The organism is Haemophilus parainfluenzae, assembly GCF_014931395.1.
Classification (GTDB): Bacteria; Pseudomonadota; Gammaproteobacteria; order Enterobacterales; family Pasteurellaceae; genus Haemophilus_D.
Map to the genome: position 1 here is coordinate 886618 of NZ_CP063120.1, position 24448 is coordinate 911065.

Genomic DNA, 24448 nt, shown 5'->3' on the forward strand with positions numbered 1-24448 from the left:
AATCATGGCAACATTTATTTCATTAAACCACTATGATTTGGTGGAAGTGGCGGGCGTGGATGCAGAGAAATATCTGCAAGGCCAATTAACTTGTGATGTGGTGCATTTAGCAGCTGGCGCTTCAACGCTTACAGCACATTGCGATCCTAAAGGCAAAATGAGTTCGTTGTTCCGCTTAATTAAGCTTTCAGCAGAGCAGTTTTTGATTTTAATGCCGAAAGCTTTATTAGCTCCACTCGATCATTTAAAAAAATACGCGGTGTTTTCAAAAGTGACCTTTCAAGTATTGGATTGGCAAATTGTCGGCTTGATTGGTGAAAAGTGCGGTCGAATTCACGCGCAGATTCAATTAGATATTGATGAAAACCGTGCAATTTTGATCAATCCTACACCGTTAGATGTCACCTTTAATGGCGATGAAAAACAATGGCTTTGTGCGGATATTCAAGCGGGCTTACCAAGCTTGAGCACGGAAACACAAAATGAATTTATCCCGCAGGCATTAAATCTACAAGCTATCGAACAAGCGATTTCTTTTACTAAAGGCTGTTATATCGGGCAAGAAACTGTCGCACGAGCCAAATACCGTGGCGCCAATAAACGTGCAATGTATGTGCTTTCGGGGGAAACCACGGTTACACCGAAAATCGGCAGCGAAATAGAAATGCAGTTAGAAACAGCTTGGCGTAAAACCGGTACGATCGTAAGTGCGGTCAATTTTGACGGTGTTTTATGGCTACACGTGGTGATGAATAACGATTTAGAAGAAGGAACGCATTTCCGTTTACCTGAAGATGGAACCGTTCTAAAAATTGAACCGTTACCTTATTCCATCAATAGCTAAAAAACGATTTAGTCATTGATGCTTTATAAGCATCATTATGATGAGAAGAGAGAACCGCAATGTTCTCTCTTTTTTTATTTTTTTAAAATCCGCTATAATTCTGAAAAACTCACGAATTGAACACTATGACTTATTATCTTGGCATCATGTCTGGCACTAGTCTTGATGGGGTGGATATTGCCCTTACTGACATCCAATCGAATCAAACCAAATTAATTGCAGCAGATTTTACGCCGATGCCGGCAAATTTACGCGAAAAAGTGACCGCACTTATTCAATCTGGTGAAACATCATTACAAGCATTGGGTGAACTCGATCATCAATTTGGCTTGCTTTATGCCGATTGCGTAAATGCCTTTTTACATAAATACCAGTTAAAACCTGAGCAGATCGAAGCAATAGGCTGCCATGGTCAAACAGTGTGGCATTCCCCAAAAGGTCAATTTCCGTTTACCATGCAAATCGGTGATATGAATTTATTGGCGGCTAAAACAGGCATTACGGTCGTTGGCGATTTGCGCCGTAAAGATATGGCGTTTGGTGGACAAGGCGCGCCTTTGGTACCCGCTTTTCATCAAGCGGTCTTTTTTGATCCTCACTGGGCAACGGTGGTGCTTAATATTGGCGGTATTAGTAATGTATCGTTATTGATACCCGAAGAGCCTGTCATTGGCTTTGATACGGGAACGGGTAATACTTTGCTCGATCAATGGATCGAAAAGCATCAAGGCAAAGCTTACGACAAAAATGGTGAATGGGCGGTTTCAGGTCAAGTGAATTCAGATTTGTTAGCGGCATTATTAGATGAAGATTTCTTTCAACTGCCACCACCGAAAAGCACAGGGCGTGAATTATTTAATTTGGCTTGGCTAGAGAATAAAATTCAAAAAATAGCAGGCAAAACGACCGCACTTTTACCACAAGATGTGCAAGCCACTTTGGCTGAATTTACCGTGCAAAGTATTGTTTTAGCCCTTAATAATATTCAGACGACATTACCATGTCGATTACTTGTTTGTGGCGGTGGCGCTAAAAATCAGGCGATCATGAATGGTTTAAAACAAGCATTACCAAATTGGCGTATTCAACTGACGACTGAATTAAAACTTGATATCGATTATGTGGAGGCTGCGGCTTTTGCTTGGTTGGCTTATCGTCGTATGCATAATTTACCCGCTAATTTGCCGAGTGTGACGGGGGCCACAAGTGCGGTCAGTTTAGGGGCGATTTTTCCAAAGGAATAAACCATGGCAGAGAATTTATTACAAACCCTTTCAACTTTAATTACTGAACAACGGAATCCCAATTCCATGCATGTAGATAGCTTGTCTGCATTGGAAATTGTGCAGTTAATGAATGAGGAAGATAAACAAGTGCCTTTGGCAATTGAAAAATGTTTACCTCAAATTGCCCAAGCAGTCGAATGTATTGTTGCTGCATTTCAACAAGGCGGTCGATTAGTCTATATTGGCGCAGGGACCAGTGGTCGATTGGGGGTATTAGATGCCTCTGAATGCCCACCAACATTTGGCGTGTCACCTGAAATGGTGAAAGGTATTATTGCAGGCGGTGAGCGTGCATTGCGTCATCCAATTGAAGGGGCGGAAGACAGTAAAGCACAAGCTGTGGTTGACTTACAAACAATTCACTTCTCCTCAAAAGATGTGTTGGTGGGTATTGCTGCAAGTGGCCGAACACCTTATGTGATCGGTGCATTGGAATATGCGAAAAGTTTAGGTTCAGTGACCGCTTCGATTGCAAGTAATCCGAATTCAGCGATGGCGAATATTGTGGATATTGCTATTGATACGGTAGTGGGGCCAGAAGTACTGACTGGTTCAAGTCGTTTAAAATCGGGCACCGCTCAAAAATTAGTACTGAATATGCTCACTACGGCTTCTATGATCTTAATGGGTAAATGCTATCAAAACTTAATGGTGGATGTTCAGGCAAGTAATGAAAAACTGAAAGCTCGTGCCATTCGTATCGTCATGCAAGCCACGGATTGTGATAAAACACTCGCAGAAGAGACTTTAAAGCAGGCTGATCAAAATGCGAAATTAGCGATTATGATGATTCTGAGTGGATTAGATCGTGCTCAAGCAGAGACTTTATTGGAAAAACATCAGGGCAAGTTACAACTTGCATTGAAATAAGCAAAAATAAAACGCTAGGCATCAAACCTAGCGTTTTTTATCTAATAGTTTGCTCAATTAGCAATCTTGTTTGCCGTAAGCATCTTGACGAAGGATTTGACGAACGCCTTCATCAAATTGTGCTAAAACTTGATCCGCGTCTTTTGGATCTTTACCGCGAGCATCAAGATAGAACTTGATTTTCGGTTCAGTACCAGATGGACGAACGATTAAACGACTACCGTTTTCTAATACGAATACAAGGATGTCGCTTTGGCGGTCAGTTTTAGTGTGGTCGATGAATTGTGCCACTTTAACACCACCTACTTCAGCTGGAGGCGTGTTACGAAGTGCGGTCATTAATTTACCGATTTCAGATAAATCGCTTACACGGATAGAAATTTGACCACTTACATAAGCACCGAATTCTTGTGTGAAGTCATTGGCGTAATCCGCTAATGTTTTACCTTGTGCTTTTAAGTGACGCACTAAATCTAAGAACACGATAGCGGCAGAAATACCGTCTTTATCGCGTACTTTATCTGGGTCAACTAAGTAGCCAAGCGCTTCTTCGAAACCGAATAATAAGCCTTGAACTTTACCGATGTATTTGAAACCGGTTAAGGTTTCTTCTGATTGGAAGCCGTATTTTTTCGCAATTTCAGCAAGCGCTGGAGAAGACACTAGAGAACAAGCTAATACGCCTTTCTCACCTTTTGCATGATATTGTTTTGCTAAATACCAACCTAAGAAACAGCCTACTACGTTGCCGTGTAAAGGTTTCCAGTTACCTTGTGCATCTGGAACAGCCACCGCTAAACGGTCTGCATCTGGGTCATTAGCAATAATGAATTCCGCATTGTGTTCTTTTGCTACTTTAATGGCTAAATCTAATGCCCCTTTTTCTTCTGGGTTAGGGAAGTTTACTGTTGGGAATGTGCCGTCTGGCCATACTTGTTCCGCCACAATATGAGGTTGTGGAAGCCCCGCTTTGGTTAAGGTTTTGCTTAGTACTTCATAGCCTACACCGTGCATTGCGGTATAAACGTAGTTAATGTCTGCTTTAGGTTCTTTAGCAAGAGAAGCGGTTTTTTCGATATAAGCGTTAACTACTTCATCATCTAATACCACATAATCTTGGCTACGTGGTAAATTTTTTACATTGCCTGCGGCGACTTTGTCGATTAATGCGGCGATATCTTTGTCAGCAGGAGAAACGATTTGGCCACCACCGTTCGCTTTACCTAAATACACTTTATAACCGTTATCTTCTGGTGGGTTGTGACTTGCTGTCACCATCACACCTGCTGTGGTATCAAAATATTGAATTGCGTAAGCTAATACAGGAGTCGGTAATTTACGTGGAAGTAAATAAGCTTTCACACCTGCACCCGCCATGATTTCAGCAGTGTCACGTGCGAAAACATCAGAATTTTTACGACCATCATAACCAATCACGATAGAAGGTTGTTTGTCATAATCTTTTAAATAATCCGCTAAACCGCCGGCAGCTTGAGCTACTAATACACGGTTCATCCCCATAGGGCCAGCTTGTAATGGTCCACGAAGCCCCGCCGTACCAAATTGTAAACGACCACTAAAGCGCGCTTGTAATTCAGTTTTTGCTTTTTCATCACCGTTTTTCGCCGCCGTTAAAAGTGCGGTTAATTCTGCATGAGTTTCTGCATCAGGATCTTGGTTTAACCAGTTTTGTGCAATATCAAAAAGCGTTGTCATGATGTTTTCTCCTTGTAAAAACTAATTCTTGTTAGACTAGCTGAAAATGGCTTTAATTTAAATGACTATTTTGCTTTTTTACTGAAAATTTAAGCTTTTTTTGATCGCAACCGTTTTCTCTTGATATAAAAACGGCGTAAAAAATATTTACGCCGTGAATGAGATATAAATTTATATAAAATAATAAAAATTAGAGAAGAAGGGCAGAACCCCATTTTATAATATCAAAGAAGAATTTGTTTTGATTGGTTGCAATACCATCACCCGTTTTCTTCAATGTGCCGTCATCATTTTTCGTTTCATCTACCATGCCATTTACATACTGGCCTTTCACTACATCTAAGTCTTCTTTTGCCTGAGTACGTAAGATTTGGCAAGCTTTTGGCTCTAATGCATCGACATCACCAAGTTCTGCGCGGAATTTCTTAAATTGATAGGTTGCATAATTCATCGATTTTTCATCTTTTTGAATCATTTTTACATAATCTTCACCGATGATTTTTTCTAACGGATAGAAAAAGACATATTGGGAATGAATATAGCTATCTTCTTTGGCAAAATGTTGTTGCTGAATGCGAGTTAAATTTGGATAGATACATTGCTCAGCTTGTTTACTTGCTACAGCCCATGTTTTTGCATTGGCATCAGATAGGAGATAGTCTGCTTGTGCGAATTCAGCAGGAATAGTTGATTGCGATGAACCAAATAAACTACAAGCATTCAATAACATGATGCTGCTTAAAAAAATAATTTTTTTCACTTAAATTTCCTTACTAAAGTTGGAATGGCGGAATTTTAACAATAACGACATAATTGTAAAGTCTTCAGTAGTTGATTTTCTTTCCTGAAGTAAGAAACTTCCGCTATAATGACCGCACTTTTTACACTTATAAAGGAAAGAACAATGCAAAATCCAAAAGATGATGTTTTATATGCACCAGTTGAGTGGGTTGACCATAGCGAAGGTTATACTGATATCCGTTTCCACAAATCGACTGATGGTATTGCAAAAATCACGATTAACCGTCCGGATGTGCGTAATGCATTTCGTCCGCAAACAGTCAAAGAAATGATCCATGCATTTTCTAACGCACGTTTCGATGAAAAAATCGGTGTGATTGTATTAACCGGCGAAGGCGAAAAAGCATTCTGTTCTGGTGGTGACCAAAAAATTCGTGGTGACTACGGCGGTTACAAAGATGAAAGCGGTGTGCATCACTTAAATGTATTGGATTTTCAACGTGATATTCGTACTTGTCCAAAACCAGTGGTGGCAATGGTCGCAGGTTATGCAATTGGTGGGGGGCACGTACTTCATATGTTATGTGATTTAACTATTGCGGCAGACAATGCGATTTTCGGTCAAACTGGTCCTAAAGTCGGTTCATTTGATGGTGGCTGGGGTGCAAGCTATATGGCACGTTTAGTGGGGCAGAAAAAAGCCCGCGAAATTTGGTTCTTATGCCGCCAATATAATGCACAAGAAGCATTAGATATGGGCCTAGTGAATACTGTTGTGCCTTACGCTGATTTAGAAAAAGAAACTGTGCGTTGGTGCCGTGAAATGTTACGTAATAGCCCAATTGCGCTACGTTGCTTGAAAGCTGCATTGAATGCAGACTGCGATGGCCAATCTGGCTTACAAGAATTAGCGGGTAATGCAACCATGTTGTTCTATATGACTGAAGAAGGACAAGAAGGTCGTAACGCGTTCAACGAAAAACGCGCACCAGACTTCAGCAAATTTAGACGCAATCCTTAATTTGAACATAAAAGTGCGGTTAGAAATCTGTGTGTTTTTAACCGCCTTGTCGTGATATATCTCAATCCTTATTCATATTTTAGAATTATTTTATGTCCTGTGTAAAACAACATAATTATGTGATTAGCTTAACCAGAGAAACAAAACGTCGCAAACATATTGAACAAGAATTTGGTCGGCAAAATATCCTTTTTTCATTTTTTGATGCAGAGACACCAGATCGTATTGAGGATGTTGCAAAGAAATTTAATATTATTTTAGATCGCTCTTCAGAAGCTAAATTATGGGATGGGGAAATCGGTTGTGCGTTAAGTCATATCTCACTATGGAATTTAGCATTAGAAAAGAGCTTGGATTATATCAATATTTTTGAAGATGATGTTTACTTAGGCGAGAATGCAAAAGAGCTGTTAGAAGTTGATTATTTGCCTGATGATATTGATGTATTGAAGCTTGAAGCTAATGGAAGAATGGTATTTCGCGCGCCTAGACCAGCAAAGTATGATAGAAAGATTTATCCCATAACATTTAAGCAATCAGGAACGGCGGGTTATACCGTGACAGCGAAAGGCGCTAAATATCTTCTCGAACAGGTGAAAAATAAACCCCTTGAAGTGGCCATTGATTCTCTTATCTTTGAGCATTTTTTGAATTTAAAGGATTATAAAGTGGTTCAGCTTTCACCAGGGATTTGTGTGCAAGATTTTGTTGTGAATCCGGATAAGCCTTTTGAAAGTAGTTTGCAAAAAGGTCGAGAGTCGGTTTGTGAAAATCAAACGAAATTTTCAGTCTTTGAAAGAATCATAAACGAATTTATGAGAGTAAAACGTAAATTATTTATGAAACAAGTGCCTTTTAAATAGAATACGTGCGGTTAAAAATCTGTGTGTTTTTAACCGCACTTTTACCATCAAGGAGAATAAGATGGAAACCAAATCATTTAATCTTTATCGTTATTCTATTCCCGTTGATAGTCAGTTAATCTTGCGTGGGCGTTTTTTAAAACGTCGAGAAGGCTTGATTGTACGTGTTGCCTGTAGCCGTGATGGATGGGGAGAAATCGCACCTTTACCAGGGTTTAGCGAAGAAACCCTTGATCAAGCGCAAGAGCAAGCACTTGAATGGCTAACGAATTGGTGTCATGCGAGCTGTGAAGCGCCAAGAGTGCCCCTTGACGGTTGCTATCCTTCCGTTGCTTTCGGTATTAGCACGGCGATGGATGAGATGAAGCGTTATTTAAATGAGGAAGGCAACTATCATACTGCACCGTTGTGCTATGGCGATCCTGATGAGTTATATGCGGAACTGAATCAAATGCCCGGTGACAAAGTGGCTAAAATTAAAGTCGGTATGTATGAAGCGAATCGTGATGGCTTGATTACGGATATGTTTCTTGAAGCTATTCCTGATTTGCAATTACGTCTAGATGCAAATCGTCAATGGACCTTGGAAAAGGCATTAAAATTCGCGGAGAAAGTAAAACCGCAGCATCGTTCACGTATTCAATTTCTGGAAGAACCTTGTAAAACCCGTGAAGAAAGCCGCCAGTTTGCCGCTCAAACAGGCATTAATATTGCTTGGGATGAAAGTGTGCGAGAGCCTGACTTCCTTCTAGAAAAAGAACCGCACTTAAGCGCCATTGTGATTAAACCAACATTGATTGGCTCGCTGCAAGATTGTCAAAAGCTGATTGCACAAGCGCATAGCTTAGGCATAAAAGCGGTGATCAGCTCGAGTATTGAAAGTAGCCTTGGATTGACGCAACTTGCTCGTATTGCAGCACAATATACACCCAATGAAATACCTGGGTTGGATACATTGAATTTGATGCAACATCAGGTATTACGAGCATGGCCGGGCTCAGATTTACCGTTAATTGATTTGAATTCAGAATTTATTACCAAAATTGCATAGAGATACGACCACCATTACATAAAAAATCGCTATAATTCGCACAAGTTAAAGGATGTGAAAATGTCAAAAAAATTCAATATTTTGCTGTTAAATGGCCCGAACTTGAATATGTTGGGCGCAAGAGAACCAAAACATTATGGTTCGCTTTCATTATCTGCCATTGAAGAACATGTGACCAAACTTGCTGCGCAGCATGATGTGAATTTGGCGTGTTTCCAAGCAAATAGCGAAGAAAAGTTAATTGATAAGATTCATCAAAGTTTTCAGAAAGTGGATTTTATTTTAATTAACCCGGCAGCTTATACGCATACCAGTGTTGCATTGCGTGATGCGTTGCTAGCGGTGTCAATTCCGTTTGTTGAAATTCATTTATCTAATGTGCATAAGCGCGAGCCATTCCGTCATCATTCTTACTTTAGTGATGTGGCTGAAGGCGTGATTTGTGGCTTAGGTGCAAAAGGCTATGAGTTTGCGCTTCAATTTGCATTGGATTTTTTAAATAAAAAAGCATAAATTTTCATAAAATTTACAGATTTTCGCAGAAATTTATCGCAAAGTTCATGATTTTGCGGTAATCTTGCCGACACAAAAACAGGTTTCAAAATGACCGCACTTTGGGAATCCATTCTGAAAGTGCGGTTAACAATTCATTATTATTTTTAGGAAGAACGTATGGACATTCGTAAAATCAAAAAACTGATTGAATTAGTAGAAGAATCGGGCATCACTGAATTAGAAGTGCAAGAAGAAGAAGGTACAGTACGTATTAGTCGTGCGGCACCAGCCGTTGCACCTGCGGCAATTCAATATGCAGCAGCACCTGTTGCACCGGTTGCGGCTCCTGCTGCTGCACCAGCACCTGCAGCGGCTGCACCAGCGGAAGCGCCGGCAGCTGAAGTGTCAGGATACCAAGTGCGTTCACCAATGGTAGGTACATTCTATCGTAGCCCAAGCCCAGAAGCGAAAGCTTTTGTGGAAGTGGGACAAACAGTCAAAGTAGGCGATGCGCTTTGTATCGTTGAAGCAATGAAAATGATGAACCGTATCGAAGCTGATAAAGCTGGTGTGGTTAAAGCAATCTTAGTAAATGATGGCGAAGCGGTTGAATTTGATCAACCATTGATCGTTATCGAATAATCCCTATCAATCTGAAATGGCGAGCTTTCTCGCCATTTTTTCACCCAAGTGGAAATTATTATGTTAGAAAAAGTTGTGATTGCTAACCGTGGTGAAATTGCACTGCGTATTTTGCGTGCCTGTAAAGAATTAGGCATTAAAACCGTGGCGGTTCACTCTACCGCTGACCGTGATTTAAAACACGTATTACTTGCAGATGAAACAGTTTGTATCGGACCTGCGCCATCTGTAAAAAGTTATTTAAATATTCCTGCTATTATTGCTGCAGCAGAAGTAACAGGTGCGGATGCGATTCACCCTGGTTATGGTTTCCTTTCTGAAAACGCGGATTTTGCAGAGCAAGTTGAGCGTTCTGGTTTTATCTTTATTGGTCCAACTGCAGACGTTATTCGTTTGATGGGGGATAAAGTTTCTGCGATTAAAGCAATGAAAAAAGCGGGCGTGCCTTGCGTACCTGGTTCAGATGGCCCAGTAGGTAGCGATATCGCGAAAAATAAAGAAATTGCAAAACGTATTGGCTATCCAATTATTATCAAGGCGTCTGGCGGTGGCGGTGGTCGTGGTATGCGCGTGGTACGTAGTGAAGATGCACTTGAAGAATCCATTGCGATGACAAAAGCAGAAGCAAAAGCAGCGTTTAACAATGATATGGTTTACATGGAAAAATATTTAGAAAATCCACGCCATATTGAAATTCAAGTTTTAGCGGATACACACGGTAACGCAATCTATCTTGCAGAGCGTGATTGTTCTATGCAGCGCCGTCACCAAAAAGTGGTGGAAGAAGCACCCGCACCAGGTATTACCGAAGAAGTTCGTCGTGATATTGGTTCTCGTTGTGCGAAGGCTTGTGTTGAAATTGGCTATCGCGGTGCAGGTACATTTGAATTCTTATATGAAAATGGTGAGTTCTATTTCATCGAAATGAATACTCGTATTCAAGTCGAACACCCAGTAACAGAAATGATTACTGGTGTGGATTTGGTGAAAGAACAATTGCGTATTGCGGCTGGTTTACCACTTTCTTATAAACAAGAAGATATTAAAGTGAAAGGTCATGCAATTGAATGTCGTATCAATGCAGAAGATCCAAAAACATTCTTACCATCTCCAGGTAAAGTGGTACACTTGCACTCACCAGGTGGTTTAGGCGTTCGTTGGGATTCTCATGTGTATGGTGGTTATACCGTTCCTCCGCATTATGATTCTATGATCGCAAAATTAATCACATACGGTGATACTCGTGATGTAGCAATCCGTCGTATGCAAAATGCATTATCAGAAACGATCATTGACGGTATCAAAACCAATATCCCTCTTCATGAAATTATTCTTGAAGATGAAAACTTCCAAAAAGGTGGTGCCAATATCCACTACTTAGAGAAGAAATTAGGGATGTATGATTAAAATAAAACGGCTAACATAATTAGGTTGGCCGTTTCATTATTCATAATTAATTTTATATTCATCCATTATAATTTTTATTTGAAAATCTATTTTAAACCCCTTTATAATCTGGGCTTATTTTTTACTAAGGAAAAACAATGAAATTTAATCTCTCTAAATTAAGCTTAACAATTCTTGCAACTGTAACGTTAGCCGCCTGTGGAAGTAGTGGTGGTAGCAATACTCAACCAGTAAACCAAGCAAAACCAACTGAGCAAGTAAAAACAACTGAGCAAGTAAAAACAACTGAGGCAGTGAAGCCAGCTGAGCAAGTGAAACCAACTGAGCAAGTAAAACCAACTGAGGCAGTGAAGCCAGCTGAGCAACCAAAACCAGCTGAGCAACCAAAATCTGAAGAGCAAATGATTCTTAGTCGAGTAGGATTTGAAGTTAATAAAGAAACTAGAGTAGTTACCACAATTGAAAGACAAATACATAGTGACAATAACGTGAATCTTGTTAATGTTGAAGGTAAAGCAATTGAAATTATTCCATCAGGGTATTACGAACGTCCCGGATTCATTGGAACTAATGAGAAAGAAGTTCTACAGGCTGATTATCCTGAATTGCGTTCTATTAGTGGTAAAAACTATAAAAATATTCGTTGGGGAAAATTTACAGAGCCTACTTTAGGTTCTGATTATTATGTCGCATTTGGTGTAAATCCAACAACAGAAATGCCACAATCAGGTACAGCAAATTATACTGGAAATGGTATGCATGTAGAGAAGCTGGCTGATGGCTTAGATTCTAATTTATCATTTGTAAAATTAACGGCTAATTTCGCAGATAAAACATTAAATGGAACAATTTCTTTAGCAAAAACAGGCTTTAAAGATGAACTTGTATTAAATGGTATTGCTGGGGGAGCTCTTCCTCCTCATCTACATTTCGATGATGTTTCCTTATCTGCCAAAATTCAAGGCAATAAATTTAGTGGAATAAGCGAGAAAGGTGTTCATGCCGAAGGTGGGTTCTACGGAAAAGATGCTGAAGAAGTCGCAGGAACTTACAAAGGAAAAGATGCTATGGGTGTCTTTGGTGCTAGAAAAAATTAGAAATTTTCTGTCAATTTAAAAGCAAGCCTTGAGCTTGCTTTATTTTTATACTTGAGATAGAAATAAATATCTAATTTAGATTTATAATAGATAAAATTTTTTAACAGGAACTAAGAATGGAACTTTCACAACGATATAAACAAGCAGCCAAGGAGGCGCGCTGGGCATTAGGGTTAGCTATTTTTTATGTAATTGGATGGTGTGTTTGTGCTTATTTACCCAAAGACTCACCTGGGCCGATAGGTTTTCCGTTGTGGTTTGAATTATCCTGTATTTATTTACCTATTTTGTTTGTCGTCATTGGGTATTGGATTGTCAAAATTGTCTTTTTAGATATCCCGCTAGATGTTGAGTCAAAGGAGAATAAATAATGAATTTAGGTATTATTCTCCCATTAGCTATCTATTTAGTCTTCATCTTTGGCGCGGCATTATTTGCTTATGTAAAACGCAGTAAAGGGGATTTTCTTACGGAATATTATGTAGGAAATCGCTCCATGACAGGTTTTGTCCTTGCGATGACCACTGCTTCTACTTATGCCAGTGCCAGCTCTTTTGTTGGTGGACCAGGGGCTGCCTATAAATATGGGCTAGGTTGGGTATTACTCGCCATGATCCAAGTGCCGGCTGTGTGGTTAGCCTTAGGTGCATTGGGCAAAAAGTTTGCCTTACTTTCTCGCGAAACTAATGCGCTCACTATTAATGATTTATTTCTCTATCGTTATAAAAATAAATATTTCGTTTGGATTTCCAGTCTAGCATTGTTGCTTGCCTTTTTTGCCGCCATGGTTGTGCAATTTATTGGTGGAGCAAGATTGCTCGAAACGACGATAGGGATTCCTTATACTCATGCCTTGCTTATTTTTGCCTTAACGGTTGGCATTTATACATTTATTGGTGGTTTCCGAGCGGTCGTATTAACCGATACAATTCAAGGTACGGTAATGATTTTGGGTACAATCGTGCTATTAGTCGGGGTTGTTTACCATCTCGGTGGCGTAGAAAGTGCGGTCAATAAATTAACTGAAATTGATCCGAGTTTAGTGAGTCCTTACGGCCCAAATGAGATGCTGGATTTTCAATTTATGGCATCGTTTTGGATCCTAGTCTGTTTCGGTGTGGTTGGTTTACCACATACAGCCGTGCGTTGCATGGCTTTCAAAGACAGTAAAGCCTTACATCGAGGCATGCTCATTGGTACAATTGTCCTTTCAGTCATTATGTTTGGTATGCATTTGGCGGGCGCTTTAGGTCGTGCTGTTGTGCCAGATTTAACGGTGTCAGATAAAGTCATTCCAACCTTAATGTTGGAAGTGCTCCCACCTATTGTTGCAGGGATTTTCTTAGCGGCGCCGATGTCTGCGATCATGTCCACAGTCGATGCGCAACTTATTCAATCCTCCTCAATTTTTGTGAAAGACTTATATCTTGCAAGCAAACCAGAAGCCGCGAAGAATGAAAAACGAATTAGCCGTATTTCATCAGTCATTACACTGATTTTATCTGCGTTGTTAATTCTCGCTGCACTCAATCCACCAGATATGATTATTTGGTTGAATCTATTTGCTTTCGGGGGATTAGAAGCAGCATTCCTTTGGGTGATTGTATTAGGCATTTATTGGGATAAAGCAAATGCAGCAGGTGCAATAAGCTCAATGGTGGTGGGATTAAGTAGTTATGTGCTACTGACTCAATTTGGTATCAAACTATTTGGTTTTAATGCCATTGTACCTGCACTTGTATTTGGCTTGATTGCTTTCATCTTGGGTAACCAATTCGGCGCAAAAAAACAGTAAAAATGGACCGCACTTTATGATTTACCAGATCCTAGCATTGTTTATTTGGAGTAGTTCCTTTGTTGCCGCTAAATACACCTTTACAATGATGGACACCATTTTGATGATCCAAGCCCGTTTATTAATGGCGGCGATTATTGTGATGCCACTCTTTTTTCGTCGTTGGAAAGGCGTGTCTAAACCGATGCGAAAACAGCTTTGGTGGCTAGGTTTTTTCAATTATACCGCGACCTTTTTGCTGGGATTCATTGGTTTAAAATATACAAGCGCGGCGAGTGCAACGACCATGATTGGATTAGAACCATTATGTGTGATTTTCATTGGGCATTTTTTCTTTCAAGATCGTGCGAAATGGTATCATTGGTTGTGTGGGGCTTTTGCCTTTTTAGGCGTAGCCATTTTAATTTTAGGTGGGCAAGGAAATGAAGGCTCAAGTGAAATTAGTTTATTGGGTTGCTCCTTAGTAGTGGCGGCAAGTATTGTGTTTGCTTGTTGTTTGCGTTGGACGAAAAAAGTGGTGGCAACGGTTTCAGCACAAGCCTATACATCCATTTCGATTGTGTTAGCAAGCATCACCATGCTGCCATTTACTTTATTGCTGACGGAAAACTGGGATATCCATTTTAACTGGCTTGGTTTCTTCGGTTTGATTTATCTCGGTGTAGTATGTAGTTGGTTTGCCTTTTGGTTGTGGAATAAAGGCTTAAATTCGGTGGATGCAAAAATCTCGGGAATTTTGACCGCACTTGAGCCGATTTTTGGTGTCTTTTTGGCAGTATTATTACTCAACGAAGAGGTTTCACTTGTTTCAGCGCTTGGGATTATCATTATTGTGGTTTCAGCCCTAGGCGTAAGTTTATTACCCAGATGGTTACATAAAGAAATTAATTAAAAGGAAAAGAAGATGGCGTGGATTCAAATTCGCTTAAATAGTACAAATGAAAAAGCTGAGAAAATTAGCGATTTTTTAGAAGAAATCGGCTCAGTTTCGGTGACATTTATGGATAGCCAAGATACGCCGATTTTTGAACCACTTCCGGGCGAAACGCGTTTGTGGGGAAATACTGATGTGATTGCCTTGTTTGATGCAGAAACCGATATGAACGAAATTGTGAGTTTGCTTAAACAAGCACATCATTTAGATGAAAATACGGCTTACAAAATTGAGCAAATTGAGGATAAAGACTGGGAACGTGAATGGATGGATAACTTCCACCCAATGCAATTTGGTAAACGTTTATGGATTTGCCCAAGCTGGCGTGAAGTGCCGGATCAAAATGCGGTGAATGTGATGCTTGATCCTGGTTTAGCTTTTGGGACAGGTACCCATCCGACAACCGCACTTTGTTTAGAGTGGTTAGATGGTTTGGATTTAACAGGCAAAACCGTCATTGATTTTGGGTGTGGCTCAGGGATTCTTGCTATTGCGGCCCTTAAATTAGGCGCGAAAAATGCGATTGGTATTGATATCGATCCACAAGCGATTCTCGCCAGTCGTAATAATGCAGAACAGAATGAGGTGGCAGATCGTCTTCAGCTTTTCTTATCCGATGACAAACCTGCCGATTTAAAAGCGGATGTCGTTGTAGCGAATATTCTTGCGGGTCCATTAAAAGAACTTTACCCAATTATTTCTCAATTAGTGAAAGAGGGTGGGGATCTAGGACTATCCGGCATTTTAGAAACACAAGCACAATCGGTATGCGATGCTTATGCACAATCCTTTGATTTAGATCCTGTCGCGGTAAAAGAGGAATGGTGCCGCATTACAGGTAAATTAAAATCGGCTTAATTTCTTTTTGTCAATTAAAAAAAGTGCATTTTTTGAACAAAATTCACTTTGCAAAAAAAAGAAAAATGCGTAATATAGCACCCCTTGTCGGTTGCTATTGTTGCCTGACTTGCTGGAGATAGGACTTGTAATTGGGGATAACATAAAATGCGAATTGGTTCTTATGAATTAAAAAATCGTATTTTATTGGCTCCCATGGCAGGTATCACGGATCAACCCTTTCGACGTTTATGTGCCCATTATGGCGTGGGATTAACGTTTTCAGAGATGATGTCCACTAATCCACAAGTTTGGCATACAGAGAAATCGAAACTTCGTTTAGCACATAGTGAAGAGCTAGGACTAAATGCGGTGCAAATTGCAGGTTCTGATCCTTTAGAAATGGCCCAAGCTGCAGCAATTAATGTAGCCTATGGTGCTGAAATTATCGACATCAATATGGGCTGTCCCGCAAAGAAAGTAAATCGAAAATTAGCGGGCTCTGCACTGCTTCAATTTCCTGATTTAGTGGAAAAAATTTTAAAAGAAGTGGTGAATGCCGTTGATGTGCCTGTGACGTTGAAAATTCGCACAGGTTGGGATAAGGCAAACCGAAACTGTGTGCAAATCGGCAAAATTGCAGAACAATCTGGTATTCAAGCTTTAACCATTCATGGGCGGACGAAAGAATGCTTATTTGAAGGGGAAGCGGAATACGACAATATTCGAGCAGTCAAACAATCCATTTCAATTCCTGTTATTGCGAATGGTGATATTGATTCTGCCTCGAAAGCGAAAAAGGTACTTGAGTACACAGGTGCCGATGCAATAATGATCGGTCGTGCTTCATTAGGCAATCCGTGGCTTTTCCGAGCAGTGGAAGCGCTAGTAGAACATGATACGATAATTCAAACACCAAGTTTACGTGAAAAGTGCGGTCATATTTTGCGTCATATTCAAGAACTTCATCAGTTCTATGGCGAGCAAAAAGGCTATCGAATAGCCCGCAAACATGTCGCTTGGTATTTACAGGGAATTCAACCCGATTCCGTTTTTAGACAGACTTTTAACGCAATTAATGAACCGAAAGAGCAATTAATTGTGCTGGAAGATTTTTTAAATTCAATTTTGGATAAAGAAAAATGTTAGAACAACAACGTAGTCCGTCTGAAGCGTTAACCGTTTCAGTTTTAAACTCTCAATCACAAGTAACAAACAAACCATTACGTGATTCAGTAAAACAAGCTTTACGCAATTACTTATCACAATTAGATGGTCAAGATGTGAATGATCTTTACGAATTAGTATTAGCGGAAGTTGAACACCCGATGTTAGATATGATTATGCAATACACCCGCGGTAACCAAACCCGTGCGGCAAACATGCTCGGTATTAACCGTGGTACATTGCGTAAGAAATTGAAAAAATACGGTATGGGCTAATTTAAGCTTAGCAAAAAGAAAGGCGAACATTATTGTTCGCCTTTTTATTTATCTATTGAATAGTGAAGCTAATTGGTACACTGACTGAAGAAGCAAATCCCGCGGGTTTTGGACCAACAGGTCTCGCACTTCTCACAGCCTCAAGCGCTGCATTATCTAAGCTTTCATCACCAGAGGAAGTTGTTACACGTTCTCCAGATAAGGAACCATCTGCTCCCACGCTAAAACTCACACTCACCACGCCTTGTTTACGCATCATCTTAGCACGAGCGGGATAGCGTTTGTGGCGTTCAATTTCACGTCGAATCGCTGCACGATAAGCATTCAGTTCATCCGTATTAGTACCAGAACCACCTTGAACACCATTTGTACCAGGTTGGCCTGTAGTCGTTGCTTTAGAATTCGCCGTAGCCGTTGAATTGATATTCTTATCACCAATCGGTAAATTCTTTGGCATCTCTACCGGTTTCTCTGTTTTTACCTCATTTTTAGGTTTTTCTTTGGGCTTCTCTTTCGGTTTTGGTTTCGGTTTTTCAATTGGTTTTTCTGGCTTTTTCTCAGGCTCTTTTTTCTTCTCGGGTTCCGGTTGCTTTGTCGGATCCGCGACAGTTTCCTGTTTTTCCTGTTCAGGCTCTGCCTGTTGAGGTTCAGGTTCCGGCTCTGGAGCTGGTTCTTCCACTCTCATTCCTTGAATCATTTCCATTGAAATCGTTGTAGAAATTTCGCCTTCCGCATTACTTGCCGCTTCACTTGGCTTATGCCAATTCCAAAGCAATGCGCCTACAATGGCACCATGAACCAATAGAGAAATAACCAAACCTAATAATGATCGTTTCGCTTGTTGGCTGTTCATTGATTATGTCCTACTCCAACGCCTCCACGTGCAACTCCGCCTAGTGTTGGCGTATTTTTTGTTTCATTTTCTTGCGTTGTTTTGTTTGGTGAACCTTTATCTTTCATCGAAACAATCGCGACATTTTTAATGTCGTTTTTCGATAACATGTCAGTAATCGTCACAAAATCCTGGAAAGAGGCTTCTGCATCAATTTTTAATGTGACTTTCTGATCTTTATTCCAGCTCGCGATCTCTTTTTCAAGGGCTTCTTGGGAGATCGGTTTATCATTAAAATAAAGTTGTTTATCTGCCGTCACGGTTAATAATTTGGCTAATTCATCTGATTTGAATGCGACCGTTGAACTGGCTTTGGGCACATTGACTTGAATTTTTCCTTGAGAAATAAAGGATGCGGTGATCAACACTATCGCTAATAACACCAACATAATGTCGATGAAAGGAATAATGTTGATTTCATCAAATTTTTTCACAATTATTCCTTATCTTTTTGAGCGTTTAACACTTTCCATTTTAAGCGGTTAACTTCCACTTTACGACCTAAACCGTTATAGAAAATCATGGAAGGGATTGCCACCAAAATACCCAAAGCAGTTGCTTTTAAGGCAAGAGAGAGATGCATCATGATTGCGCCAGCATCAACATCACCGCCCGCCTGACCAATTTGATAAAAGGTTAATAAGATACCAATTACCGTTCCTAACAAACCCACATAAGGTGCGTTTGCGCCAACGGTTGAAATGATTGTCATATTGCGATTTAAATCAATTTCAAGAGCGTGTATATTGGAATATTTAGCGACATTGACACGGCTTAAAAAGATAAAACGTTCAATCACAGTAGCAAGCATGATTACACTCATAAGAAGTAAAAGTCCGATAATGATGTAATCACTATATTGTTGTAAAAACTCAAAAAGTTTTGGCATCTGATAATCCCTTTGTGTGTTCTAAAAAATAAAAATGAATTGAGAATTAATTTCAATTAGGAGGGAATTTTATCAAATGGAAAATAGAGCGTAAATATAAATCAGAAAAATGATCATTTTTTTGACCGCACTTTGAGATAAATCATCGAAAGTGCGGTTGTTTTTAGAGGGGATTTAAAGGGATTGCAGGTAATCTAAGACAACTTGATGATGTTCGCCTGTTTTGAATTTATCAAAAACGTGTTGAATTTTGTCTTGTTCATCAATGAGGAAGCTAATACGATGAATACCATCATAAGTGCGCCCCATAAATTTCTTTTCCCCCCATACACCAAATTGCTCGGCAACCTGGTGATCTTCATCAGAAAGCAAGGTGAAATTGAGCGACTTTTTCTCAACAAATTGAGCGAGTTTTTTTGGGGAATCTGTACTGATGCCTAAAATAACCACACCTAATTTTTCTAATTCACTTTTGGTATCACGCAAACCGCATGCTTGAGTTGTACAGCCTGGTGTTAAAGCTTTTGGATAAAAATATATGAGTACTTTTTTGCCTTTAAAGTTGCTAAGTGAAACCGGTTGATTGTCTTGATTTAAAAGTGTGAATTGTGGTGCTAAGTCACCCGCTTGTAATGTTTTCATAAAAAATCCTTAAAAATGTAAAAAATGATTTGTAAATTCAAGCTATTTTAGCGATTATAACTAAGCATTTTCAAATGTTATGGTTAAAAAATAGGATAGATATAAATGGAGTGCTTATGACTACGCAAACCCCCTTATTTTCAGGCAGTATTGTTGCTTTAGTGACCCCAATGGATAATCATGGACACATTGATTTTGAAACGCTAGAAAAACTAGTTGAGTTTCATATCAATTCTGGCACAGATGCGATTGTTTCTGTGGGGACAACGGGTGAATCAGCCACTTTAAGCATTGATGAAAATGTACGAGTAATTGAGAAGACGGTTGAGTTCGCAAAAGGTCGTATTCCTATTATTGCAGGGGCGGGAGCAAATGCAACGAGCGAAGCCATTGTGATGACAAAGTTATTACATGATAGCGGTGTAGTGGGTTGCTTATCTGTGGTGCCTTACTACAATAAGCCAACTCAGGAAGGTATGTTCCAACACTTTAAAGCCATTGCAGAATGCACGGATTTACCACAACTTCTTTATAACGTACCAGGTCGTACGGGTAGTGATATGAAACCTGAAACCGTGGCACGCTTAGCAGAAATTGATAACATTGTAGGAATTAAAGAAGCGACGGGAGATGTCTCACGTGTTACTGCAATTAAAGAGCTTGCAGGTAAAGATTTCATTGTGTTAAGTGGTGATGATGCAACAGGACTAGAAGCGATGAAATTAGGCGCAGAGGGAGTTATTTCTGTGACAAATAACCTTGCAGCAAAAGATATGGCTGCAATGTGTCGCTATGCTTTAGCGGGCGATTTTGCGAAAGCGGAAGAAATTAATGCACGTTTAATGCCTTTACATAAAGATTTATTTATTGAATCAAATCCAATCCCGGTTAAATGGTCGGCATATCGTTTAGGTTTAATTAAGACTCCACATTTACGTTTACCTCTTACTGTGTTAAGTGAAAGCGCGCAAGTAAGAGTAGAAGAAGCATTAAAAATTGCTGGCTTAATTTAATAAATTAAAGGGTTGTTTTTACAGCCCTTTAAACTTTCGACTTTTTTATTTGTCAAAGAGCGGTCATTATTTTAATTATTTTTTATTGAAGGATTTAAGGAATGAAAAAAATCGTACTGAGTTTAGTCGCAGCAGCATTATTATCGGCGTGTTCAAACAGCGTAGAAAAAATGCAGACGGCTAATGACACTTATCAAAATTCTGATCGTGAAATACCGAGCTTTTCTCCTTTAGCAAGTGGTGGTGTAACATTGCCGCAAGCCGATCCGACTTATGAACTTCCTCAGCTTAATGCGAAAAAAGAACGCGTGGATATTCGTCCGCCTTCAACCCCATTAGCGATTATCAAAAATTCTTTGACACAATTTGATGGCGAACGCGCATTGATTGTTTATACGGATGCGCAAGCCGAGCTTTATAATCTCAAACAAATTGAGCGTTTATTGAAAGAAGAAGGCACAAATTCGACGTTAAATGGTGCGGTATTAATTAGCGATTGGGCGCCAACGGGTCGTGCAGATGATAAAGCCAACACAGAGATCCGTTATAAAATTGAACAAGTTATGGCACAAGATGCGAGTGCATTAGCCGTTTCTGTGGAGCAAATGCGTCGTGATGGTGTGATTTATACCCCAGATCAAGCAGATAAACAACGTTATGCGTCTGATCGTTTAAATCGTTTTGTTGCTGCGCTCACTAACGCTTATAACAAGCAACAACAAGATTTAAATAATGCCTCAGCAGGACCTTTCCAAGCAGGTTTAATTACTGATACGAACGGTAGAATGGCATTAGGTATGGATGCAAGCTTTGGGCAAGCATGGCAACGTTTAGGTTCAGCTTTACCGAAATTAGGCTTTAAAGCCATATCTGAATCAGCTGGACGTGGTTATCGCGAATTGAAATATAAGCCATTAGATAAACAAGAGTGGTTACGTTTAGGTGTGAATCCACCTAATCTCGAAAAAGGGGTTTACCAAATGCAAATCTCTGCAGTGGGTAAACAAAGTGCGGTTGTGATCACTGATGAAGATGGCAAGACACTACCAAATGAAGCGGCTCAATCCTTGTATTCAGCATTAAGTGTATTGCTTGCACAATAATATGAGTTGAGAAATAACAAAGTGCGGTTAAATGTTGACCGCACTTTTTTATTTCTTAAACCAGTTGATTGTTACGCTCATAGGCATAAAGTGTATTAAACATTAGCATGGCAACTGTCATAGGCCCTACTCCACCCGGTACTGGCGTAATATAAGCCGCTTTTTGTATCGCCACATCATATTCCACATCACCCACTAATTTACCATTGATACGGTTAATCCCTACATCAATGACTGTTGCCCCTTCTTTAATCCAATCGCCTGGAATAAAACGAGGTTTGCCCACGGCCACTACTAAAACATCTGCCTGACGAATATGATGCTCTAAATCTTTGGTAAAACGGTGCGTTACTGTGACAGTAGCACCTGCCAACAACAATTCAAGCGACATTGGACGACCCACAATATTTGATGCGCCGACGATCACCGCATGCTTACCGTGCAAATCGATACCTGTGGTTTCTAATAATTTCATCACGCCATAAGGGGTGCAGGCGCGTAAAGTTGGAATACGCTGACATAAACGCCCCACATTATAAGGATGGAAACCATCCACATCTTTTTCAGGGCTAATACGCTCAATCACTGATGTACTATTAATTTGTTCAGGTAATGGAAACTGCACGAGAATACCATCAATGGTTTCATCTGCATTCAATTGATCTATCAGTTGCAATAGTTCTGTTTCCGAAGTGGTTTCAGGTAAATCATAAGATTTTGAAACCATCCCGATTTCCTCACAACTTTTTCGTTTACTGCCTACATAGACTTGAGAAGCGGGATCTGCCCCCACCAAAATTACCGCAAGTCCTGGGGCACGTTTACCTTGAGCACGATAATGTTCAATTTTATTGGCAACATCCGATTTGATTTTTTTTGATAGTTCAGTACCTGAAATAATTTGAGCAGTCATGCGTTTTTTCCTCAAGATGGCATTAAGTAAACGTTTGCTATTTTAACTGACAACGCCTTATTTTACAAAGACAACAAAAGTGCGGTTGAAAAACTGGAATAATTTTGAGCAATTGAAAGAGGAATCTAAAAAATTAATTGACTGAAAAGAAAAGCTCACTATAATTGTGCTCAATCGTCGGCGAGTAGCGCAGCTTGGTAGCGCAACTGGTTTGGGACCAGTGGGTCGTAGGTTCAAATCCTATCTCGCCGACCACTTCTTTTATATTTCCCTCGAAATTCCATACAAAAGATGTAACCCTTAAAATGCGCCCTTAGCTCAGCTGGATAGAGCAACGCCCTTCTAAGGCGTGGGTCAAAGGTTCGAATCCTTTAGGGCGTGCCATTATATACTTTCTCAAGCAAAGCATAAAACTTTACAAAACCATAAGTCATTGTTTTACAATGTAAATGTTTGTAAATTTTCAAGTTAAAATATTTACCAAATTATTTCATACAAGTATTATTCATTTCGTTTCATACCAAATGAAACTTTTATTATATTTCGGATATTTTTTATTTAAAGGAATTAAACCTAATGAAAAAAACACTATTATTTGTATGTTTATTTGGAAGTACATCTCTTGCTTTTGCAGAAGATACCGCTACAAAAACTGAAGTTTATGCTCAGGTAGGAAGACTCGACGATCGTATTACTGAAACTCGTTCAGTTCTTGATAATCGAATTACAAATGAGCGTAAAGAACTTGACGAGCGCATCACAGGTGTCGATGTTCGACTAAATCAAACGGACAAAAATTTAAACGATCGTATTAATGAAACAGATAAAAATCTCAACAACCGCATTAATGACGAAGTGGGGCGTCTTGATGATCGTATCACCAACGCTCAGAAAGATTTAAATAATCGTATTACTGGCGTTGACGAACGTTTAAACCAAACCGATAAAAACTTAAATGATCGCATTAATGAAACAGATGAAAATCTAAATAATCGCATCAATGATGAAGTGGGTCGTTTAGATGGTCGAATTACTGAAGATCGTCGAGCGCTCGATGAACGAATTACCGAAAATCGCAAAGATTTAGATAACCGTATTACGGAAAACCGTAAAGATTTAGATGAACGAATTACGGAGAATCGTAAGGATTTAGATAATCGAATCACCGGTGTAGAAGAACGTGTTACTGATACACAGAAAAATCTAAATAACCTAGATAACCAAGTAAAAAATAACACAAACAATATTCAAACAAACAAAACCGATATTGATGATCTAAAAAATAGAATCAGCCACAATTCTGCAAACAATACTCAGAACACCAAAGCTCTTGCTGATAAAGTAAACAATAATGTGCAAAATATTGCGAATAACGCTTCACGCTTGGATCACATGTCAAATCAAGTTTTGACAAATACGAAAGAGATTTCTGATTTACGTTCTGAAATGACACGTTCCACTGAATCATTACGCTCTGATTTAAAACACAACGTGAAAAAATTACGCGCAGGCATTTCAAGTGCCATTGCATTAACACAAGTACCTCAAGCCATTACCTCTGGGGAAAGCGTGCTTGGTGTGGGGGCGGGAACTTTCCGCAATGAAAGTGCGCTAGCTGTCGGTTATTCTCGTGCATCTGATAATGGTAAACTGCTATTTAAAGTAGGCGGTACTGCAAGTAGCCGTGGTGATTTTGGTGCGGGTGCAGGTGTTGGGATACGTTGGCGCTAACTAAATACTCGTATAAATAACAAAAGCACGCTTAAGGCGTGCTTTTTTATATCCATAAAATATCGAGAATATATGATTTAAAAAATGATTGGATATTTATAAAGGATTGTAATTTGAATGGCGGTGAGAGGGGGATTCGAACCCCCGATGCGCTTTCGCACATACACGCTTTCCAGGCGTGCTCCTTCAACCACTCGGACATCTCACCGTTTTGAAGTGCGTGA

At 39.7% G+C, this 24448-nt stretch carries 26 protein-coding genes and 3 tRNA genes; 21 read left to right on the top strand and 8 right to left on the bottom strand.

The annotated features are described in order from the left end of the window. Positions 1–4 precede the first annotated feature (4 nt). From ygfZ to murQ, 3 genes are all read left to right on the top strand, one after another. Positions 5–844 (top strand): CAF17-like 4Fe-4S cluster assembly/insertion protein YgfZ, encoded by an 840-nt coding sequence (gene ygfZ, locus INP94_RS04345; RefSeq protein ID WP_197544139.1) that lies wholly within the window; start codon positions 5–7, stop codon positions 842–844. 125 nt (positions 845–969) lie between these two features. After that, positions 970–2088 carry an anhydro-N-acetylmuramic acid kinase gene (locus tag INP94_RS04350; RefSeq protein WP_197544140.1) on the top strand — a complete coding sequence of 373 codons (1119 nt, stop codon included), beginning with the start codon at positions 970–972 and terminating at the stop codon, positions 2086–2088. Positions 2089–2091: 3 nt separating this feature from the next. Beyond that, positions 2092–3000, top strand: a complete 909-nt coding sequence (gene murQ / locus INP94_RS04355) for an N-acetylmuramic acid 6-phosphate etherase (protein ID WP_197544141.1) — start codon at positions 2092–2094, stop codon at positions 2998–3000. 57 nt (positions 3001–3057) lie between these two features. On the opposite strand, the gene INP94_RS04360 is transcribed toward murQ, so the two are convergent. Together INP94_RS04360 and INP94_RS04365 are read right to left on the bottom strand one after the other, a co-directional pair. After that, a complete protein-coding gene (locus INP94_RS04360) occupies positions 3058–4716 on the bottom strand; it encodes a phospho-sugar mutase (protein ID WP_197544142.1) in 1659 nt (552 codons plus the stop codon). 190 nt (positions 4717–4906) lie between these two features. Further along, a complete protein-coding gene (locus INP94_RS04365) occupies positions 4907–5476 on the bottom strand; it encodes a DUF5358 domain-containing protein (protein ID WP_080970247.1) in 570 nt (189 codons plus the stop codon). A 144-nt stretch (positions 5477–5620) separates the two neighbouring features. Here INP94_RS04365 and menB point away from each other — a divergent pair, with 144 nt between their 5' ends. The 13 genes from menB (at position 5621) to fis (ending at position 17041) form a co-directional block, all read left to right on the top strand. Next, the gene (menB, locus tag INP94_RS04370; protein ID WP_197544143.1) at positions 5621–6478 is read left to right on the top strand and encodes a 1,4-dihydroxy-2-naphthoyl-CoA synthase; all 858 of its coding nucleotides are present in this window, start codon (positions 5621–5623) and stop codon (positions 6476–6478) included. A 92-nt stretch (positions 6479–6570) separates the two neighbouring features. Further along, positions 6571–7341: a glycosyltransferase family 25 protein gene (locus INP94_RS04375; protein ID WP_197544144.1), complete on the top strand. Its 771-nt coding sequence runs from the start codon at positions 6571–6573 to the stop codon at positions 7339–7341. A 61-nt stretch (positions 7342–7402) separates the two neighbouring features. Next, positions 7403–8392, top strand: a complete 990-nt coding sequence (menC, locus tag INP94_RS04380) for an o-succinylbenzoate synthase (RefSeq protein ID WP_197544145.1) — start codon at positions 7403–7405, stop codon at positions 8390–8392. A gap of 60 nt (positions 8393–8452) precedes the next feature. After that, complete coding sequence (gene aroQ / locus INP94_RS04385; protein WP_197544146.1) at positions 8453–8905, top strand: type II 3-dehydroquinate dehydratase; 453 nt, start codon at positions 8453–8455, stop codon at positions 8903–8905. Positions 8906–9064: 159 nt separating this feature from the next. Next, a complete protein-coding gene (accB, locus tag INP94_RS04390) occupies positions 9065–9529 on the top strand; it encodes an acetyl-CoA carboxylase biotin carboxyl carrier protein (RefSeq protein WP_065285856.1) in 465 nt (154 codons plus the stop codon). Between the two features lie 60 nt (positions 9530–9589). Next, on the top strand, positions 9590–10936 hold the full coding sequence (gene accC / locus INP94_RS04395; RefSeq protein WP_197544147.1) for an acetyl-CoA carboxylase biotin carboxylase subunit: 1347 nt from the start codon (positions 9590–9592) through the stop codon (positions 10934–10936). A 137-nt stretch (positions 10937–11073) separates the two neighbouring features. Next, positions 11074–12033, top strand: coding sequence for a transferrin-binding protein-like solute binding protein (locus INP94_RS04400; protein ID WP_197544148.1), 960 nt, complete (start codon positions 11074–11076; stop codon positions 12031–12033). A 116-nt stretch (positions 12034–12149) separates the two neighbouring features. Then, entirely contained in the window at positions 12150–12404 is a 255-nt protein-coding gene (locus INP94_RS04405; RefSeq protein WP_014064732.1) for a YhdT family protein, read from the top strand. Then, positions 12404–13828 carry a sodium/pantothenate symporter gene (gene panF / locus INP94_RS04410; protein ID WP_178164314.1) on the top strand — a complete coding sequence of 475 codons (1425 nt, stop codon included), beginning with the start codon at positions 12404–12406 and terminating at the stop codon, positions 13826–13828. Before INP94_RS04405 ends, panF begins: the two co-directional genes overlap by 1 nt. Positions 13829–13844: 16 nt before the next feature. Beyond that, complete coding sequence (locus tag INP94_RS04415) at positions 13845–14720, top strand: DMT family transporter (protein ID WP_178164316.1); 876 nt, start codon at positions 13845–13847, stop codon at positions 14718–14720. Between the two features lie 12 nt (positions 14721–14732). Further along, entirely contained in the window at positions 14733–15620 is an 888-nt protein-coding gene (gene prmA / locus INP94_RS04420; RefSeq protein WP_197544149.1) for a 50S ribosomal protein L11 methyltransferase, read from the top strand. A gap of 147 nt (positions 15621–15767) precedes the next feature. Continuing rightward, the gene (gene dusB, locus INP94_RS04425; protein WP_197544150.1) at positions 15768–16748 is read left to right on the top strand and encodes a tRNA dihydrouridine synthase DusB; all 981 of its coding nucleotides are present in this window, start codon (positions 15768–15770) and stop codon (positions 16746–16748) included. Next, positions 16742–17041, top strand: a complete 300-nt coding sequence (gene fis / locus INP94_RS04430) for a DNA-binding transcriptional regulator Fis (RefSeq protein WP_005696908.1) — start codon at positions 16742–16744, stop codon at positions 17039–17041. Before dusB ends, fis begins: the two co-directional genes overlap by 7 nt. A 52-nt stretch (positions 17042–17093) precedes the next feature. Here the strand turns inward: fis and INP94_RS04435 are convergent, their stop codons facing one another. The 4 genes from INP94_RS04435 to bcp all read right to left on the bottom strand — a co-directional run bounded on the left by INP94_RS04435 (position 17094) and on the right by bcp (position 19464). Continuing rightward, the gene (locus INP94_RS04435) at positions 17094–17894 is read right to left on the bottom strand and encodes an energy transducer TonB (protein WP_197544151.1); all 801 of its coding nucleotides are present in this window, start codon (positions 17892–17894) and stop codon (positions 17094–17096) included. Then, positions 17891–18367 carry a TonB system transport protein ExbD gene (gene exbD, locus INP94_RS04440; protein WP_049368661.1) on the bottom strand — a complete coding sequence of 159 codons (477 nt, stop codon included), beginning with the start codon at positions 18365–18367 and terminating at the stop codon, positions 17891–17893. The genes INP94_RS04435 and exbD overlap by 4 nt, the downstream gene beginning before the upstream one ends. A gap of 2 nt (positions 18368–18369) precedes the next feature. Continuing rightward, positions 18370–18822, bottom strand: coding sequence for a TonB-system energizer ExbB (gene exbB / locus INP94_RS04445; protein ID WP_049368660.1), 453 nt, complete (start codon positions 18820–18822; stop codon positions 18370–18372). 174 nt (positions 18823–18996) lie between these two features. Further along, positions 18997–19464: a thioredoxin-dependent thiol peroxidase gene (gene bcp / locus INP94_RS04450; protein WP_197544152.1), complete on the bottom strand. Its 468-nt coding sequence runs from the start codon at positions 19462–19464 to the stop codon at positions 18997–18999. A gap of 116 nt (positions 19465–19580) precedes the next feature. Between bcp and dapA the strand changes: the two genes are divergently transcribed. Then, positions 19581–20477 carry a 4-hydroxy-tetrahydrodipicolinate synthase gene (dapA, locus tag INP94_RS04455; protein WP_178164328.1) on the top strand — a complete coding sequence of 299 codons (897 nt, stop codon included), beginning with the start codon at positions 19581–19583 and terminating at the stop codon, positions 20475–20477. A 101-nt stretch (positions 20478–20578) separates the two neighbouring features. Then, entirely contained in the window at positions 20579–21580 is a 1002-nt protein-coding gene (gene bamC, locus INP94_RS04460; protein ID WP_197544153.1) for an NlpB/DapX family lipoprotein, read from the top strand. A 55-nt stretch (positions 21581–21635) separates the two neighbouring features. Here the strand turns inward: bamC and folD are convergent, their stop codons facing one another. After that, positions 21636–22493, bottom strand: a complete 858-nt coding sequence (gene folD / locus INP94_RS04465; protein WP_197544154.1) for a bifunctional methylenetetrahydrofolate dehydrogenase/methenyltetrahydrofolate cyclohydrolase FolD — start codon at positions 22491–22493, stop codon at positions 21636–21638. Positions 22494–22671: 178 nt separating this feature from the next. On the opposite strand from folD, the gene INP94_RS04470 reads away from it, so the two are divergent. The 3 genes from INP94_RS04470 (at position 22672) to INP94_RS04480 (ending at position 24224) form a co-directional block, all read left to right on the top strand. Then, positions 22672–22748, top strand: a tRNA-Pro gene (locus INP94_RS04470). A gap of 52 nt (positions 22749–22800) precedes the next feature. After that, a tRNA-Arg gene (locus INP94_RS04475) sits at positions 22801–22877 on the top strand. Between the two features lie 192 nt (positions 22878–23069). Further along, the gene (locus tag INP94_RS04480) at positions 23070–24224 is read left to right on the top strand and encodes a YadA C-terminal domain-containing protein (RefSeq protein ID WP_197544155.1); all 1155 of its coding nucleotides are present in this window, start codon (positions 23070–23072) and stop codon (positions 24222–24224) included. Positions 24225–24342: 118 nt separating this feature from the next. Here the strand turns inward: INP94_RS04480 and INP94_RS04485 are convergent. Further along, positions 24343–24432, bottom strand: a tRNA-Ser gene (locus tag INP94_RS04485). Positions 24433–24448: the final 16 nt, after the last annotated feature.

Coding starts and splice junctions, on each gene's coding strand:
- INP94_RS04480 (WP_197544155.1), top strand. CDS start 23,070: ATGAAAAAAACACTATTATTTGTATGTTTATTTGGAAGTACATCTCTT.
- aroQ (WP_197544146.1), top strand. CDS start 8,453: ATGTCAAAAAAATTCAATATTTTGCTGTTAAATGGCCCGAACTTGAAT.
- INP94_RS04435 (WP_197544151.1), bottom strand. CDS start 17,894: ATGAACAGCCAACAAGCGAAACGATCATTATTAGGTTTGGTTATTTCT.
- folD (WP_197544154.1), bottom strand. CDS start 22,493: ATGACTGCTCAAATTATTTCAGGTACTGAACTATCAAAAAAAATCAAA.
- ygfZ (WP_197544139.1), top strand. CDS start 5: ATGGCAACATTTATTTCATTAAACCACTATGATTTGGTGGAAGTGGCG.
- INP94_RS04400 (WP_197544148.1), top strand. CDS start 11,074: ATGAAATTTAATCTCTCTAAATTAAGCTTAACAATTCTTGCAACTGTA.
- panF (WP_178164314.1), top strand. CDS start 12,404: ATGAATTTAGGTATTATTCTCCCATTAGCTATCTATTTAGTCTTCATC.
- fis (WP_005696908.1), top strand. CDS start 16,742: ATGTTAGAACAACAACGTAGTCCGTCTGAAGCGTTAACCGTTTCAGTT.
- bamC (WP_197544153.1), top strand. CDS start 20,579: ATGAAAAAAATCGTACTGAGTTTAGTCGCAGCAGCATTATTATCGGCG.
- murQ (WP_197544141.1), top strand. CDS start 2,092: ATGGCAGAGAATTTATTACAAACCCTTTCAACTTTAATTACTGAACAA.
- INP94_RS04405 (WP_014064732.1), top strand. CDS start 12,150: ATGGAACTTTCACAACGATATAAACAAGCAGCCAAGGAGGCGCGCTGG.
- bcp (WP_197544152.1), bottom strand. CDS start 19,464: ATGAAAACATTACAAGCGGGTGACTTAGCACCACAATTCACACTTTTA.
- dusB (WP_197544150.1), top strand. CDS start 15,768: ATGCGAATTGGTTCTTATGAATTAAAAAATCGTATTTTATTGGCTCCC.
- menB (WP_197544143.1), top strand. CDS start 5,621: ATGCAAAATCCAAAAGATGATGTTTTATATGCACCAGTTGAGTGGGTT.
- INP94_RS04375 (WP_197544144.1), top strand. CDS start 6,571: ATGTCCTGTGTAAAACAACATAATTATGTGATTAGCTTAACCAGAGAA.
- prmA (WP_197544149.1), top strand. CDS start 14,733: ATGGCGTGGATTCAAATTCGCTTAAATAGTACAAATGAAAAAGCTGAG.
- INP94_RS04360 (WP_197544142.1), bottom strand. CDS start 4,716: ATGACAACGCTTTTTGATATTGCACAAAACTGGTTAAACCAAGATCCT.
- menC (WP_197544145.1), top strand. CDS start 7,403: ATGGAAACCAAATCATTTAATCTTTATCGTTATTCTATTCCCGTTGAT.
- INP94_RS04350 (WP_197544140.1), top strand. CDS start 970: ATGACTTATTATCTTGGCATCATGTCTGGCACTAGTCTTGATGGGGTG.
- accB (WP_065285856.1), top strand. CDS start 9,065: ATGGACATTCGTAAAATCAAAAAACTGATTGAATTAGTAGAAGAATCG.
- exbB (WP_049368660.1), bottom strand. CDS start 18,822: ATGCCAAAACTTTTTGAGTTTTTACAACAATATAGTGATTACATCATT.
- INP94_RS04415 (WP_178164316.1), top strand. CDS start 13,845: ATGATTTACCAGATCCTAGCATTGTTTATTTGGAGTAGTTCCTTTGTT.
- dapA (WP_178164328.1), top strand. CDS start 19,581: ATGACTACGCAAACCCCCTTATTTTCAGGCAGTATTGTTGCTTTAGTG.
- accC (WP_197544147.1), top strand. CDS start 9,590: ATGTTAGAAAAAGTTGTGATTGCTAACCGTGGTGAAATTGCACTGCGT.